The organism is Streptomyces aurantiacus (assembly GCF_027107535.1).
Classification (GTDB): Bacteria; Actinomycetota; Actinomycetes; order Streptomycetales; family Streptomycetaceae; genus Streptomyces.
The window spans coordinates 8,963,206-8,979,137 of the sequence record NZ_CP114283.1; the positions used below are offsets into that span (position 1 = coordinate 8,963,206).

The 15,932-nt window shown below is 70.6% G+C and carries 13 protein-coding genes; 6 read left to right on the plus strand and 7 right to left on the minus strand.

Features of this window, described 5'->3' with window-relative positions; genetic code table 11:
- Positions 1-313 precede the first annotated feature (313 nt).
- A complete protein-coding gene (locus O1Q96_RS41485) occupies positions 314-1,405 on the plus strand; it encodes a S1 family peptidase (RefSeq protein ID WP_269253008.1) in 1,092 nt (363 codons plus the stop codon).
- Positions 1,406-1,553: 148 nt separating this feature from the next.
- Here the strand turns inward: O1Q96_RS41485 and O1Q96_RS41490 are convergent, their stop codons facing one another.
- The 4 genes from O1Q96_RS41490 to O1Q96_RS41505 form a co-directional block, all read right to left on the minus strand.
- Entirely contained in the window at positions 1,554-3,005 is a 1,452-nt protein-coding gene (locus tag O1Q96_RS41490; RefSeq protein WP_269253009.1) for an aldehyde dehydrogenase family protein, read from the minus strand.
- A complete protein-coding gene (locus tag O1Q96_RS41495) occupies positions 3,002-4,732 on the minus strand; it encodes an N-acyl-D-amino-acid deacylase family protein (RefSeq protein ID WP_269253010.1) in 1,731 nt (576 codons plus the stop codon). Before O1Q96_RS41495 ends, O1Q96_RS41490 begins: the two co-directional genes overlap by 4 nt.
- A gap of 115 nt (positions 4,733-4,847) precedes the next feature.
- Positions 4,848-5,966, minus strand: coding sequence for an LLM class flavin-dependent oxidoreductase (locus O1Q96_RS41500; RefSeq protein WP_331276095.1), 1,119 nt, complete (start codon positions 5,964-5,966; stop codon positions 4,848-4,850).
- 110 nt (positions 5,967-6,076) lie between these two features.
- Complete coding sequence (locus O1Q96_RS41505) at positions 6,077-6,856, minus strand: SDR family NAD(P)-dependent oxidoreductase (protein ID WP_269253011.1); 780 nt, start codon at positions 6,854-6,856, stop codon at positions 6,077-6,079.
- Between the two features lie 283 nt (positions 6,857-7,139).
- Here O1Q96_RS41505 and O1Q96_RS41510 point away from each other — a divergent pair, with 283 nt between their 5' ends.
- Both O1Q96_RS41510 and O1Q96_RS41515 read left to right on the plus strand, forming a co-directional pair.
- The gene (locus tag O1Q96_RS41510; RefSeq protein ID WP_269253012.1) at positions 7,140-7,874 is read left to right on the plus strand and encodes a hypothetical protein; all 735 of its coding nucleotides are present in this window, start codon (positions 7,140-7,142) and stop codon (positions 7,872-7,874) included.
- A gap of 171 nt (positions 7,875-8,045) precedes the next feature.
- Positions 8,046-8,837, plus strand: a complete 792-nt coding sequence (locus O1Q96_RS41515; RefSeq protein WP_269253013.1) for a hypothetical protein — start codon at positions 8,046-8,048, stop codon at positions 8,835-8,837.
- A 70-nt stretch (positions 8,838-8,907) separates the two neighbouring features.
- On the opposite strand, the gene O1Q96_RS41520 is transcribed toward O1Q96_RS41515, so the two are convergent.
- From O1Q96_RS41520 to O1Q96_RS41530, 3 genes are all read right to left on the minus strand, one after another.
- Positions 8,908-9,630 (minus strand): helix-turn-helix transcriptional regulator, encoded by a 723-nt coding sequence (locus O1Q96_RS41520; protein WP_269253014.1) that lies wholly within the window; start codon positions 9,628-9,630, stop codon positions 8,908-8,910.
- A gap of 192 nt (positions 9,631-9,822) precedes the next feature.
- The gene (locus O1Q96_RS41525; RefSeq protein ID WP_269253938.1) at positions 9,823-10,725 is read right to left on the minus strand and encodes an LLM class F420-dependent oxidoreductase; all 903 of its coding nucleotides are present in this window, start codon (positions 10,723-10,725) and stop codon (positions 9,823-9,825) included.
- A gap of 50 nt (positions 10,726-10,775) precedes the next feature.
- Positions 10,776-12,008, minus strand: coding sequence for an amidohydrolase family protein (locus O1Q96_RS41530; RefSeq protein ID WP_269253015.1), 1,233 nt, complete (start codon positions 12,006-12,008; stop codon positions 10,776-10,778).
- 224 nt (positions 12,009-12,232) lie between these two features.
- Here O1Q96_RS41530 and afsR point away from each other — a divergent pair, with 224 nt between their 5' ends.
- From afsR to O1Q96_RS41545, 3 genes are all read left to right on the plus strand, one after another.
- Positions 12,233-15,187 carry an SARP-family global regulator AfsR gene (gene afsR, locus O1Q96_RS41535; RefSeq protein ID WP_269253016.1) on the plus strand — a complete coding sequence of 985 codons (2,955 nt, stop codon included), beginning with the start codon at positions 12,233-12,235 and terminating at the stop codon, positions 15,185-15,187.
- 216 nt (positions 15,188-15,403) lie between these two features.
- Positions 15,404-15,640: a regulatory protein AfsS gene (gene afsS / locus O1Q96_RS41540; protein WP_269253017.1), complete on the plus strand. Its 237-nt coding sequence runs from the start codon at positions 15,404-15,406 to the stop codon at positions 15,638-15,640.
- A gap of 128 nt (positions 15,641-15,768) precedes the next feature.
- A complete protein-coding gene (locus tag O1Q96_RS41545) occupies positions 15,769-15,921 on the plus strand; it encodes a hypothetical protein (protein WP_269253018.1) in 153 nt (50 codons plus the stop codon).
- Positions 15,922-15,932 lie beyond the last annotated feature (11 nt).

The window sequence follows — 15,932 nt, forward strand, 5'->3', positions numbered from 1 at the left end:
CCGCCCCGCCAAGATCGTGCGGACTGGAAAGTCAAGCACGACAACGCCGAATTCGTGAGCCGGTTCGAGGGCCGACCCGGAGTTCCGGTCAAGGTGAGCTCACGGAACATGGCACAGGGCTGAGCAGGGGAGTGAACGCAGAGCCAAGGTTCTGTGCACGCACCGGCAACGACAGACCGAGCAGCCGTCCCGCACCCTGGAGCGGAAGTCGGCCTGCCGACACGTCATGCTCCCTGCTCCCTGCTCCCTGCTCCCTGCTCCCTGCTCAGCGAAAGTGCTCCGTATGCGGAAAGTCCCGCTCCGTCCCACAGTCATGGCGATAGCGATCTGCGGCTTGTTCGCGACGCTCACCTCGCCGATGGCGAACGCGGCCACGGCCCCGCTCCCGGCGTCCCTCACCGACCCGGCCCGGGCGCGGGCGCTGGCCGCCGAAGTCGGGCCCGACCGGACGGGCGGGGTCTACTACGACACCGCCGGGCAGCTCGTCGTCGCCGTCACCGACGAGGCCGCCGCGCGGACCGTCCGGGCCGAGGGCGGCACCGCCGAGGTCGTCGAGCACAGCACCGCGGACCTGAACTCGGTGCGCACCGCCCTCGACGAGCGCATCGCTGAGACCGATGCCATCCCCAACACCTCCTGGGGCATCGACCCGAGCACCAACCAGGTGACCGTGGAGATCTTCGACGGCGTCTCCGCCGCCGACCAGAAGCGCCTCACCGACCTCGTCGCCGGCTACGGCGACAAGGTGCGCGTCGAGAAGGTGCCGGGCGGGATCAAGGAGACCGCCTACGAATCCCTTGGCGGCATCGGCATCGTCGCGCCGTACGGCCCCACGAACTGCACCCTCGGGTTCAACGTCCGCAACTCCGCCGGAAAGCGGTACTTCATCACCGCCGGTCACTGCGCGAGCACCAGCCAAGAGGTGCCCTGGCACCGGGAGGCCGGCGGTATCTACCTCGGCAATCGCACGGAGTGGTGGGACTTCGGCGAGGTCGACAAGGACTACGCCGTCATCGAGTACCTCAACGACAACGTCGCCGCCTACGGGGCGGTCAGGGCGGCCGGCGCCACGTTCGAGATCACCGACTCCCGCTACCCGCAGGACGGTGAGTCCGTCAAGCGCGCCGGCGCCGTCAGCAGCGACCTGGTGGGCCAGGTGATCAACCCGAGCGTGACCTTCACCTTCCCCAGCGGCAAGGTGATGAAGAACATGATCGAGACCTCGCACTGCGCCCTGCCCGGAGACAGCGGCGGGCCCCTGTGGGCGGGGACCGACGCGCTCGGCATCACCTCCGCGACCAACACCCCGAAGGGCGCGTCGTGCAACAGCGCGCAGGGTCAGTACCGGACCTTCTTCCAGCCGGTGCAGTGGGTGCTGGCCCGCTACGGGCTGAGCGTGTACTAGGACCTGCCGGGTCGAACAGGTTTCCCGCCGGAGTGGTCTTCCCGGCTTCGCGGACGAGGACAGAGCCACCCGGCCGCCGCCCGGCACCGTGTGGCCCGAGCCCCGCCTCACCCCGAGGCGTGGTGCGGGCCACGGCCGGGTCCCGGGCTCAGCCCGGCCACACGATCGACTGCAGCTCCGAGTACGCGTGCAGGGCGTACGACCCCACGTCCCGTCCCACCCCGCTCTGTTTGAAGCCGCCGAAGGGTGCCTCCATGTTCCGGCCGACCGTGTTGACGCCGACCCCGCCGGCCCGCAGGCGCCGCGCCACGCGGAAGGCGCGGGCCACGTCGCCGGACCAGACGTAGTCGATGAGGCCGTAGTCGCTGTCGTTGGCGAGCTCGACCGCTTCGTCCTCGTCGTCGAAGGGGAGGACCACGACGACCGGTCCGAAGATCTCCTCGCGTACGACCCGCATGTCGTTGGTGCAGTCCGCGAGGAGGGTGGGGGCCACGTAGAAGCCCTTGTCGAGCGGCGGGCGTTCCCCGCCGGCCACGACCCGCGCGCCCTCCTTGCGGCCCAGTTCGACGTACGACTCGATCCGGTCGCGGTGGGCGGCGGAGATCACCGGGCCGACGACCGTGCCCTCGGCCCGTGGGTCGCCCACCTTCAAATAGCCGATGTAGGCGGCCAGTTGGGCCACCAGCCGGTCGTAGACCGGACGCTGCGCGAGCACCCGGGTCGGAGCCGTGCAGATCTGGCCGCTGTAGAAGGAGAACGTGGTCCCGATGCCGCGGACCGCCGACTCCAGGTCGGCGTCCTCGAAGACGACCGCCGCGCCCTTGCCGCCCAGCTCCATCAGCTGCCGTTTCATGCCGCGCCCGCACACCTCGGCGATGCGCCGGCCGACGGCGGTGGAACCGGTGAAGCTCACCATGTCGACGTCGTCCGAGTCGACGGCCGCCTCCCCGACCTCCGCCCGCGAGCCGCTGACGACGTTCACGACCCCCGGCGGCACGCCCGCCTCCTCCAGCGCCCGGGCCATCCGGTACACGGAGAGCGGGTCCTGCGGGGCGGGCTTCACCACGACCGTGTTGCCCATGGCCAGCGCCGGGGCGATCTTGCCCGCCGGGTTCGCCCAGGGGTTGTTGTACGAGGTGATGCAGGTGACCACGCCCACCGGCTGGCGGACGGCCAGGGCGCCCATCACGGCGGCCTTCCCGAAGGGGCCCGCCTCGTTGATCTGCGGGGGCAGCGGCTCCTCGACGGGCTCCACGCGCGCGTACCGCTGGAAACGGGCCGCCCCGACGCTCACCTGCATCGCGCGCGCGGTGCCGGTCGTCGCGCCGGTCTCCGCCTGGGCCACCTCGGCGTGCGGGGCGAGGCCGCGGCGGATCACGTCGGCCGCCCGTCCGAGGATCGCGGCCCGCTCCGCGGGGGCCGTGCGCGACCATGCAGGGAAGGCCTCGCGGGCCGCGGTGGCCGCCGCGTGCACCTGATCCCGCGAGGCCTCCGGGGCCAGCCCGACGACGTCCTCGGTCGCCGGGTCGGTCACCTCGTAGTGGCCGCCGTCCGGCTCCACCCACGAGCCGCCGACGAACAGCCGCTGGGCGTCGGTCACCTGGTGCTCACCGTCCGCGTGTCCTGCCCGGACCGCAGCACCTTCCCCGGTACGGCCCCGGTCACCACGTCGTCCCGTATCGACTCGACTCCGTTGACCCACACGGCCTTGATGCCGATCGCCTTCGAGTCGAGGCGCGGGCTGTCTCCCGGCAGGTCGTGCACCAGGGTGGCCTTGCCGGCGTCGATCCGCTGCGGGTCGAAGAGCACGAGGTCAGCATGGAAACCCTCCGCGATCCGGCCGCGGTCACGCAGCCCGAAGAGCTGGGCCGGGTCGTCCGTGAGCATCTTCACGGCCTCCTCCAGCGTCGCCAGTTTCCGGCCCCGCAGGCAGTCCCCGATGAACCGGGTCGTGTACGGCGCCCCGCACATCCGGTCCAGATGGGCGCCCGCGTCGGAGCCGCCGAGCATCACGTCCTCGTGCCGCCACGTCTCCTGGCGCAGGCTCCACGACTGGGGGTCGTTGTCGGTGGGCATGGGCCACAGGACCGTACGCATGTCGTCGTTGGCGCAGATCCCGACGATGCACTCGAAGGGTTCCTGGCCCCGCTCGGCCGCGATGTCCCGTACGACCCGCCCGGTGAGCCCCTCGTTCGCCGCGCTGTACGTGTCCCCGATGACGTACCGCCCGAAGTCGGCGAGGCGCCGGAAGACGCCCGCCTCCTTGGAGTCGGCGCGGCGCAGCATCTCGGCGCGGACGTCGGGCTCCCGCAGCTTCGCGATCCGCTCGGGCACGGGAAGGCCGAGCACCTCGCCCCACCCGGGGATCAGGTTCAGGGCACAGAACGTGCCCAGCGACATGTTCATCGGCGTGAGGATCGGCATGGTCAGCGCCACGATCCGGCCGCCCGCCTTGCGGGCCCGCTCGCTCGCCGCCAGCTGCCGGGGCACCCGCTCGGGAACGGCCGCGTCGATCGTCAGGACGTTCCAGTTCAGCGGGCGTCCCGCCGCGGCGCTCATCTCCACGAACAGATCGATCTCGTCGTCGCTGAACTGGTCGAGGCAGCCCGCCACGATCGCCTCGATCTGCGTACCCTCGTGCTCGCCCACCGCCTGGGAGAGCGCGAGCAGTTCGGCGGGCCCCGCGTGCCGTGAGGCGACGGGCTTCCCGTCGCCGTCGGAGTGGGTGGACGACTGCGTGGTGGAGAGTCCCCAGGCGCCGGCCTCCATCGCCTCGCGGAGCAGCGTGACCATCTGCGACAGCTGCTCCCGCGTCGGCTGTCCGCCCACGGCCTGCGGACCCATCACGTACCTGCGCAGCGCGCAATGGCCCACCATGAAGCCCGCGTTGACCGCTATCCGTCCTTCCAGGGCGTCGAGGTACTCCCCGAAGGAGTGCCAGTTCCACGGCGCGCCCTCCTCCAGCGCGACCAGGGACATCCCCTCGACCTTGGACATCATCCGCCGGGTGTAGTCGGCGTCCTCGGGCCGTGACGGGTTCAGGGGGGCGAGGGTGAATCCGCAGTTCCCGCCGGCCACGGTCGTCACCCCGTGGTTCAGGGAGGGAGTGGCATACGGGTCCCAGAAGAGCTGCGCGTCGTAGTGGGTGTGGGGATCGACGAATCCGGGCGCCAGTACGAGCCCGGCGGCGTCCTCACTCGTTCGCGCCTCCTCCGTGACCTGACCGATCACGGCGATCCGCCCGTCCCGTATCCCCACATCGGCGACGTGGGCGGGCCCACCCGACCCATCGACGACGGTCACGCCTTTGATCAGATGGTCAAGCACGACGACACCCCTCTCTGGCTCTGCGATTTCTGCCGCTGCACCTGGGCGCCCCTTCTTTCAGGGGCGCGGGGAACTGCGCGGGCGACCACGACGGCGCCGCACCCTGCGACGGACCTCAGCCCGCCTGACGGAACCGGGTGGTCCGATGGACAGGATCCGTGTCGATCTTCGGAATCACGTGCTCCCCGATCAGCCGGATCGTCTGCAGCGTCTCCTCCTTGGGCACGCCGACAGGCAGCCCGAAGGACAGCTGGTCGGCCCCGGCCTGCTCCCACCGCTTGCACTGCATGAGCACCTCGTCGGGGTCCCCGCAGATCAACAGCTCCTCGGCGATGAGGAGTTCGATGAACTCCTCGTTGTACTCGGGCAGCGTCTCCGGCCACACGGGGAAACCCTCCGGCCGCGGGAAGGTGTCGTGGTACCGGAACACGAGGGACGGCAGATAGTGCAGTCCGCCGCCCACGGCGACGCGGATCGCCTCGTCGTGCGTCGGCGCGCAGATCGCGGTCGTCGTCACCATCACGTTGTCGTTGACGAAGTCCCCGATGGGCTCGGCCTCGACGATCGCCGTCTTGTACTGCTCCAGCACCCACTCCATGTCGGAGACCTTCTGCACGCTGAAGCCGAGCACCCCGAGCCCCTTGCGGGCCGCCATGGAGTACGAGGGTGGCGACCCGGCCGCGTACCACATGGCGGGGTGCGACTTGCCGTGCGGCTTGGGCAGGATCTTGCGGGGCGGGAGCTGCCAGTGCTTGCCCTGGAACCCGACGTACTCGTCCTGGAGCCACATCTTCGGGAACTCGGCGATGGTCTCTTCCCAGATCTCCTTGGTGTAGTTCATGTCGGTGATGCCGGGGAGGAAGCCGAGGATCTCGTGCGATCCGGCGCCGCGTCCGCTGCCGAACTCGAAGCGGTTCTCGGTGAGATGGTCGAGCATGGCGACCTTCTCGGCGACCTTCACGGGGTGGTTCACCTGGGCGAGGGGGTTGAAGATGCCCGATCCCAGGTGGATCCGGTCCGTCGCGTGCGCCAGGTAGCCGAGGAAGACGTCGTTCGCGGAGAGGTGCGAGTACTCCTCCAGGAAGTGGTGCTCGGACGCCCAGGCGTACTTGAAGCCGGACTTGTCCGCCTGGATGACGTACTCGGTCTCCTCCATCAGCGCCTTGTGCTCCGCGAGCGGATCGGTCTCGGCCCGCTTGCCCACGTATCCCTGTACAAAGAGCCCGAATTCCAAGGAGGTTCACCGTCCTCTGTCCGTCACCCTGCCTGACCTGACGCACCGTCAGATCCATCTGCCGCCGACTGTTGCACCGCACCCGCGAGGCGTCAATACCTGATGGAGCGTCACATGGCGCTGACTCCCGCCAGCCAGCCGCCGTCGATCACGAAGGGCTGGCCGGTGATGTAGGAGGAGTCCTCGCAGGACAGGAAGAGCGCGAGCCGGGCCACCTCCTCGGCCGTACCGATGCGGCCCATCGGCACGAGCTTGCGGTACAGCCGCTCGACACCCTCCGAGGCCGCCTCGGCGTCCGCCGCCGCCGGGTCGAGCAGGGCCGGGTTGCTCATGGCGGTGTCGATCGCCCCGGGACAGACGGCGTTGACGCGGATCCCCTTGGAGGCCAGCTCCAGCGCGGCCACGCGCGTGAGGCCGACGATCGCGTGCTTGCTCGCGCTGTACGCGCCGACGTACGCCATGCCGGTGAGGCCGGTGTACGAGGCGGTGTTGACGACGGTCCCGCCGCCGGCCTCCCCGATCTCGGGGGCCAGGGTCTTGATGCCGAGGAAGACGCCGACCTGATTGACCTGCACGACCCGCATGAACTCTTCGAGGGGCGTGTCGACGAGCGTGTTGAACCGCAGGATGCCGGCGTTGTTGACCAGCCCGTCGACCTTTCCGTACGCCCCCTTGGCGACGGCGACCGCGGCCCTCCAGTCCTCCTCGCGGCTCACGTCCAGGTGGACGTAGAGCGCTCCCAGCTCCTTGGCGAGGCGCTCCCCCTGGTCGTCGAGCACGTCCCCGACGACGACCTTGGCGCCCTCGGCCGCGAAGAGCCGCGCCTCCTGCTCGCCCTGGCCGCGCGCGGCACCGGTGACGAGGACGACGCGCCCGTCGAGCTTGCCCATGGGATTCCCTCCGGAGACATGAAGACGTGAAGACGTGAAGGTGCGGGAGATGGAGACGTGGAGACGGCCGCGGCGCTGCTGACGCGCCGTCATACATGTGGCGAGCGTGCCCATCGTCGTATCTGACGCATCGTCAGGCAAGGGGTCGGGGGCTTCGGGGTGTGTCGCAATGCACACGTCAAGTAACTGTCCGGTAGGGACATTTGACTCTGTCGGCGTTCCCGGCGCGGCCCAATAATCCGTTCTCGGCAAGGCAAAGAAGCCCCCAAGGACGGAGCAAGTCGTGGCCAAGAGGGCCTTGAAGAACAAGAAGATCCGGCTGGTCGCCATCGGGTCCGCACTCGCCACCGGTGCGGCGGTCGTCACCCTGCTGCCCTCGGCCAACGCGGCCGAGGAGAAGACGCCGGAGCAGATCACGACGATGTGCGAGAGGTCCGCGGTCGTCAGCGGCAAACAACGGTCGGTGAGGGACTTCGGAGGCGCCTTCGCCGACGGATTCCAGGCCGACAACTGCGATTTCGCCGAGACGAAGTTCGAGACCTTCGACGGCCCCAAGGAGAAGGCGTCCATCGACTTCCCCAACTGCGAGCCGAACGCCACCGAGCCGGCGAAGGTCTCGATCACCTGGAAGGCGACCGTGGGCCAGGGGGAGGGCAAGTACACCTCCACCCAACAGGGCGCCGGCGGAGGCCTGTTCGGCTTCCTGAGCGGGTCGTGGCTCAAGCACAAGGGGACGACCGACCTGACCGTCCGGTCGGTGACCGCCGGCGACACGGAGACCCGGGACGTCCCGGTCGGCAAGGTCCTGCACATGGAGTTCACGCCGAAGATGCAGCGGATGACCGGCGAGTGGCGGGTACGGATCGACGCCGACCCGGGGAGCTTCGCCGTCAACCCCAGCCCCGAGAAGAACTTCGCGGCCCCCGAGGTCATCGAGGGACCCGTCGTCCTGGCCTCGGCCGCCGGTGCGCCCGGCATCGCGGACGGGGTCGCCAAGCCCGTCCTGACGGACTGCTGACGGACTGCTGACGGGTCTGCGACGGACCGCCGGCGGAACTCCGACGGCCCCTCCGTCACTCCGGCTCCCCCGCGTCCCCCTCGGCCGGCCCCACACACCTCCCCCCTGCACACCTCCCCCTACACGCTCCCCCCACCTGCTTTCCCCCCTCAAGCTCCAAGGAGACGCACCATGACACGCACCGGCCGCAAGGGACATCACCGGAGCAAGAAGAAGCGCATCGCCCTCATGCTGGCCCCGGTGGTGGCCGCCGCGGTGGCCGTTCCGCTGATGAACCAGGCGGGTGCCGCCACCCCGTCCGAGGTGTCCAAGGACTGCGCGGAGGACTCCGCGAAGCTGGAGGACTGCGCGTTCGTCGACGTCCAGGTGAAGAGGAACAACCTGGGCCCGAACAAGCGCGTCTCCACCGTGACGGACAACTGCGGATCCACGGCCGACGCCACGAAGAACTTCAGCGTCTCCGCTTCGGTGACGAGGTCCATCACCCTCGAGGACGGGTTCACGGCCGCCGCGGACTCGAAGCTGGGGAACTCGTTCTTCGAGATCGGCGCCAAGTTCAACACGACGGAATTCAGTATCCAGCGGGACGACACCGGGACCGGGTTCGACTTCTCCAGGACCGACACCGTGAAGGCCGACCACCTCGGCTTCTTCATGTGGTCGGAGAAGCGCACCGACGTGAGCGGCTTCCTCAGGGCCACGTACAAGGAGGAGCAGGACGGTCAGAAGGTGTTCTTCTCGCCCGGCGAGGGCGGCACGAGCGTGCACGTCTTCTACCCGCAGCTCCTGAAGAACGGCACCCCTGACGGCCGCCTCTGGCTGCGCAACGTGAAGTGCGGAACTCCCGAGGCGGGCGGAATCCAGAACTCGTCGAAGAGCCTCAGGGCGGAACCAGGCTTCGAGGAGGGCGGCTCGAACGTGTCGGACGTCGAGATTCCGCTGTCCGAGATCCCGGCGCCGTAACGACGCCGGCGACACGGCACGAACGGCCCCCGCGATCCGCGCGGGGGCTTCTTCCGTGCCCGCCCCCGCGTCAGTGGATGGGTGATCCCTGCATGCCCGGGGCGTCGCCGTGCGGGGCGCCGAGCCACCGCAGCACCGCTTCCGTGCCGCCCCGGGCGTCCAGCTTGGCGTAGATGTTGCTGAGGTTGTTGCGGACGGTCTTCTCGCTCAGTCCCAGTCTCAGACCGATGTCCTGCGCGCCGAGGCCGGTCGAGAGCAGTTCCATGATCTCCCGCTCGCGGGGTGAGAGCAGGGCGCGCACCCGCTCCGTCGCCTCCGCGCCGTCGGGCATCCGCCGGGCGGCCTCCCGCAGGACGACGGACGCGGTCGGCGAGAGGTAGGTGTGTCCGATCGTGGCGGCCACGACCGCCGAGGACAGCATGCAGGCGCAGTAGTCGCCCTCGACCAGATAGCCCGCCCCGCCCCGGAACACCTCGACCACCGCCTCGGTGTCCCGCCGGGGGCTGACGACGATCACCGGGGCGCTCATCGCGCCCATGGCCGTCAGCAGCTCCGCGAAGGCGGCCGACGGTTCCTCGCAGCGCAGGACGACGACGTCGACCGCGCCGCGCAACGGGCCCTCCCGAAGAGCGCGGTAGGGCGCAGGAACGTGCTGCGCCGGACCCACGTACGGGTCGTCCGGAGCCGGCCAGTCGTCGTGCGGCCAGTCGCCCTCGGCGCAGGCGAGGGCGACGGTCAGTTTGCGGGAGGGGTCTGTCGGGGCGGCGGCGCCCGTACGCCGGGCGCCGGTCAACGAGCCCTGCAGAGAACCGTGTTGGGAAGTTCGGACGTGCCGGGGCGATCGCACTTCGCGTGTCCTTCCGCCGAAGCCGGGATGCCCCTACGTACGTGCCACGGACGGAATGTGTTCGAAGTTTCAACGACAAACTGTCTGGCTGTCAGACAGGTTCCCCACGGAGACCCGCCTCCGCGAGGCCAGGGGTTCCTAGAGCAGCGGCGCGACCTCCGTCCCGAACGCCGCCATCTGGTCGGTGAGTTCGGCGCGGCTCCTGCTGCGGAACCGCACCTGGATCTGGTGCACCCCCATCGCCCGGTACGCCCGCAGCGACTCGGCGAGCGCTTCGGGGGCGCCGGTGAGGGTGCGGCGCCCCACGGCCCAGTCCGGCTCCCCCACGTACAGCGGTTCGGTGATGGCGCCGACGGTGAGGGGGTCGGCGATCCCCGCCTCCTCCCTGAGCCGGCCGATGCGGGCGATCTGCTCGGGCAGCCGCTCGCGCGGATCTCCCTGCGGCAGCCATCCGTCGCCCTTGACGGCGGCCCGCCGGACGGCCGCGGGCGAGGAGCCGCCCACCCAGACGGGCACCCGCTCCTGCGCCGGCCGGGGCCGCTGCCCGAGTCCCTCGAAGTCGTACAACTTGCCGTGGTGGGACGGGAACTCGTCCGGCCCGAGCGCGGCCCGCAGGGCGTCGACGCACTCGTCGAGCACGGCCCCTCGCCGCTCGAAGTCCACCCCCAGCGCCTCGAACTCCTCCTGTACGTGCCCCGCGCCGACCCCGAGGATCAGGCGCCCCCCGCTCAGGTGGTCGAGGGTCGCGTACTGCTTGGCGGTGGCGAGGGGATGCCGCAGCCCGACGACCGCGACATGGCTGAGCAGCCGCACCCGCTCGGTGACCGAGGCCAGGAAGGCGAGGGTGGCGACCGGGTCGTACCAGACGGTGCTCATCGCGGAGGCGAGCCGCCTCGGTATCGCGACGTGGTCGCAGCTCGCGAGATACGCGAAGCCGGAGACGTCGGCGGCCCGGGCGATCTCCACGAGATCCCCCGGCCCGGCGTCGGCCTCCCACGCCTCGGCGTAGAGGGTGCTCTGCGACTGGACCGGGAGCTGCATCCCGTAGCTGAAGGGCGCGTCGCCGGGAGGGGCGTCGCCAGGGGGCGCGTTCACCGGGCACCGCCCGGTCCGGCCCACAGCCCGTCCCGCGTCAGCCCCAGCAGCTCGATCGCGTTGCGGCGGACGATCCGGTCGACGACGTCCGCGTCCAGGTGGCCCATCTGGGCCTCGCCGACCTCACGCGACTTGGGCCAGGTGGAGTCGGAGTGGGGGTAGTCGGTCTCGTACAGGACGTTCCCTACGCCGATGGCGTCCAGGTTCTTCAGGCCGAAGGCGTCGTCGAAGAAGCAGCCGTAGACGTGCTCGGTGAACAGTTCGGACGGCGGGCGGTGGACCTTGTCGGCGACGCCGCCCCAGCCGCGGTTCTCCTCCCAGACCACGTCGGCGCGCTCCAGGATGTAGGGGATCCAGCCGATCTGGCCCTCCGCGTACATGACCTTGAGGTTCGGGAAGCGTTCGAACTTGCCGCTCATCAGCCAGTCGACCATCGAGAAGCAGCAGTTGGCGAAGGTGATGGTGGAGCCGACGGCGGGCGGGGCGTCGGCGGATGTGGAGGGCATCCGGCTGCTCGACCCGATGTGCATGGCGATGACGGTGCCCGTCTCGTCGCAGGCCGCGAAGAACGGATCCCAGTCGTCCGTGTGAACGGACGGCAGTCCGAGGTGCGGAGGTATCTCGGAGAAGGCGACGGCCCGCACCCCGCGGGCGGCGTTGCGCCGGACCTCCCGCGCGGCGAGTTCCGCGTCCCACAGCGGTATGAGGGTGAGCGGTATCAGCCGGCCCCGGGCGTCGGGCCCGCACCACTCGTCGACCATCCAGTCGTTGTAGGCGCGCACCGAGAGGAGCCCCAGCTCGCGGTCCTTGGCCTCGGTGAAGGTCTGGCCGCAGAAGCGCGGGAACGTGGGGAAGCAGAGGGCGGACTGGACGTGGTTGACGTCCATGTCGGCGAGGCGCTGCGGGACGTCGTACGAGCCCGGGCGCATCTGCTCGTACGTGATCACTTCGAGTTTGATCTCGTCCCGGTCGTATCCGACGGCGGTGTCGAGACGGGTGAGGGGGCGGTGCAGGTCCTCGTACACCCACCAGTCGCCGATCGGGCCGTCGTCGCCGGGGCTGCCCATGACGGGGGCGAACTTGCCGCCCAGGAAGGTCATTTCCTTCAGGGGGGCGCGCACGACGCGGGGTCCCTGGTCCTGGTACTTCGACGGGAGCCGGTCCCGCCAGACGTCGGGAGGTTCCACCGTGTGGTCGTCCACCGAGATGATCTTCGGGAAGGTCTCCATACGTTGTACGGTAGCGCCGATCTGACGGGGCGTCAGCTCTCTGGAGGGCGGTCTCTGGAATGCGGAAGTCGCATCGTGAGGTTGCGAGGACGGGGTGTGGGCCCTGTGAGAGGTTGCGCGAGTTGGCACGGCGTCCTGTGATCGGCACCTCCCACGGCTGACGCATCCGCCATGGACAAGGCAAACTGGCGTGGTTGTCATGACGGTTCGGCAGGGGGACAGCGATGGACGGTGTACCGCGAGTACCGGAGCAGCGGCGTCCCGAGGAATCGGCGAGCCTCCGCTTCAGCGTGCTCGGCCCGGTGCGCGCCTGGCGTGGGGCGGATTCCTTGCCCACGGGATCCCCCCAGCAACGCGCGCTGCTGGCGGCCCTGCTGCTCCGCGAGGGCCGCACGGCCACGGCGGGCGAGCTGATCGACGCCCTGTGGGGCGAGGAGCCGCCCTCCCAGGCGCTGGCGGCACTGCGCACGTACGCGTCCCGGCTCCGGAAGGTGCTGGACCCCGACGTCCTGGTCAGCGATGCGGGCGGGTACGCGATCCGCTCCCTCCACGACGGGGCGCTGGACCTGGCCGTCGCCCAGGAGCTGGCCACCGACGCCGAGAAGGCGAGGAACTCGTGTGACCTGTGTCACGCCCGTGCTCTCCTCAACAAGGCACTGAACCTGTGGGACGGGGAGGCGCTGGCGAGCGTCCCCGGCCCGTACGCGGAGACACAGCGCACGCGCCTCGAGGAATGGCGGCTCCAACTGCTGGAGTCACGCCTGGACATGGACCTCGAACAGGGCTGCCACGCGGAGGCCGTCTCCGAGCTGACGGCCCTGACCGCCACCCACCCCCTGAGGGAGCGGCTGCGTGAGCTGCTGATGCTCGCGCTGTACCGCTCGGGCCGGCAGGCGGAGGCCCTCGCGGCGTACGCGGACACCCGGCGGCTGCTGGCGGACGAGCTGGGCGTGGACCCGCGCCCCGGCCTCCAGGAACTCCAGCAGCGCATCCTTCAGGCGGACCCGGGGCTGGCGGAACCCTCGGCCCCACTGGTCCCGGAGACCGCGGCCACCCCGGTGCGTCCGGCCCAACTGCCCGCGACGGTCCCGGACTTCACCGGCCGGGCGTCCTTCGTGTCCGAGCTGAGCGAGGTGCTCTCGGCGGCGTCGGCGGCCGAGGGCCGGGTGATGGCGGTGTCGGCGCTGGCGGGCATCGGCGGCGTGGGCAAGACGACGCTGGCCGTGCATGTCGCGCACCGGGCGCGGGCCGCCTTCCCTGACGGGCAGCTGTACGTGGATCTGCAGGGAGCCGGCGGGCGGGCGGCCGAACCGGAGACGGTACTGGGCGCCTTCCTGCGCGCCCTGGGCACCGCGGACTCGGCCATCCCGGACTCCCTGGAGGAGCGGGCGGCCCTGTACCGCTCGACCCTGGACGGCCTGCGGGTCCTGGTGCTGCTGGACAACGCCCGGGACGCCGCCCAGGTCCGCCCGCTGCTGCCCGGGACGGAGGGGTGCGCGGCGCTCGTGACGTCGCGGGTGCGGATGGTCGACCTGGCCGGCGCGCACCTGGTCGACCTGGACGTGATGTCACCGGAGGAGGCACTCCAGCTCTTCACGAAGATCGTGGGCGCGGAGCGCGTGGCATCGGAACGCCAGTCGGCGCTGGACGTGGTGGCGGCCTGCGGTTTCCTGCCACTGGCGATCAGGATCGCCGCCTCCCGGCTGGCGGCCCGGCGCACCTGGACGGTCTCGGTACTGGCGGCGAAGCTCGCGGACGAGCGGCGGCGCCTGGACGAGCTGCAGGCCGGCGACCTGGCTGTGAAGGCCACCTTCGAGCTGGGCTACGGGCAGTTGGAGCCCGCCCAGGCACGGGCCTTCCGGCTGCTGGGGCTCGCGGACGGTCCGGACATCTCCCTCGCGGCGGCCGCCGCCGTCCTCGACCTCTCGACGGAGGACACCGAGGACGTACTGGAGTCGCTCGTCGACACCTCGCTGCTGGAGTCGGCGGCGCCCGGCCGCTACCGGTACCACGATCTGGTCCGGCTCTACGCGCGTGCGTGCGCCGAGCGGGACGAACAGCCGCCCGGGGAGCGGGCCGCCGCGATGTCCCGGCTGCTCGACTTCTACCTGGCCACGGCCTCGGGGGTCTACGCCATCGAGCGGCCGGGCGACCTGCTGGTGGACCACCTGGAGACGACGGAGTACCCGGGGCTGCGGTTCACCGAGGGCGGCGCCGCCCTCGACTGGCTCTACACGGAGGCTTCGCCGCTGCTGGCGTGCGTACGGCAGTCGGCGGGTACGGAGTTGCTGCCGCGGGCGGTGGACCTGCTGTGGGCCGCCAAGGACCTCACCGAGTCGGGGGCCAACTCCCACCAGTACGAGACGACGGCCAGGGCGATGTGCGACGCCACCCGGGCCGCCGGGGACGCCCGCGCGGAGGGCAGGGCGCGCACCACGCTCACCAACGTCCTGCTGGTCTCCGGCCGCATCCAGCAGGCCGCCGAACAGGCGCAGCTCGCCATGGACCTCGCCGCCACCGCCCGGGACGCCATGGCCATGAGCTGGGCGGCCAACGACCGGGGGCTCACCTTCCTCCACCAGGAACAGTTCGCGAGCGGCAAGCCGTACTTCGAGCGGTCCATCGAGGGGTACGGCGCGATCGGCAACCGTCCGCTCGAAGCGCTCAGCCTGTGCAACCTGTCCCGCGCCCACCTGGGCATGGGCAACATCACCATGGCGGTGGAGATCGCGCAGCGCGCCCTCGCGACGTACCTGGAGATCGGCCAGACCCTGCGCCTCGCCAACGGCCACTTCACGCTGGGCATCGCGCTGACGAGGGCCGGCCGGCATTCCGAGGCGCTCAGCCAGTTCTCCGACGCGCTGTCCGTGTTCGGCAGCCACCGGCAGCGGCTCTGGGAGGGGACCACCAACTTCCGGATGGCCGAGGCGCACCTGGCGGCCCGCCGGCCCGCGCAGGCGGCCCAGCACGCCGAGCAGGCCCTCGCGCTCGGCTGCATCGGCGGCGACCGGATGCAGGGCATCGTCCTGACACTCCTGGGCCGGGCGCTCACCATGCTGGGGCAGGTGGACCGGGCCAGGGCCTGCTGGCGCGAGGCGCTCAACCTGCTCGAACAGAACGGCGGCGCGGTGCAGGCCGAGGAGGTCAGGGCGTTGCTCACGCCCGCCAAGGCGGCGTGAGCGGCGGCCTTTCGACCGGGTTGACGCGGACGTTCAGCATTCGTTTATCGCCGACCGGCACTCTCATACCTGTCACACCGTCGCGTCGGGGGGCAGACGGTCTGACCAGGAGCCCAACCGGTTAGTGTGCGGCTCCGAACGCCCGTCCAGCGGCCCTCGGGGGAGTTTCTGGGCGGGCGTTCCTCACTCGTCACCACAACGGAGGGACCCGAGCCCATGAGCGACCAGAAGAGGGACGCGGACTTCACCACGCAGGACAACGGGATGCCGACACCACCGGCCAAGGACCCCGTCGTCAAGCCGCTCGACAACGGGATGCCGACTCCGCCGCAGGACCCGGAGGTCGCCCCGCTGGACAACGGCATGCCGAGCGAGCCCGCGAAGAACGAGCTGCGGACCATGGACAACGGCATGCCCGCTCCGCCCGCCCTGGACCTCGACGGCGGCAAGTAGAGACCTTTCTCCCGACGGGGATCGGCCGCGGTGGCCCGGAGGGGGAGCCACCGCGGCCGAGGTCTGTCCGGGGCACGGTTCGCTGGCGACACTTGTTGTCCGGAAGTCCCCTCCCCACCGGAGCCGACATGACCCGTACCAAGAAGATCCTCACCACGATCACCCTGATAGTCGGCGTCACCGTCGCGGCCGCGAGCCCGGCACTCGCCGACAACTCGATGCCCGCGCCTCCGCCGGACAACTCGATGCCCGTGACCGCGCCGGGCAACCCCACGCCGTAAGGCAGCACCCC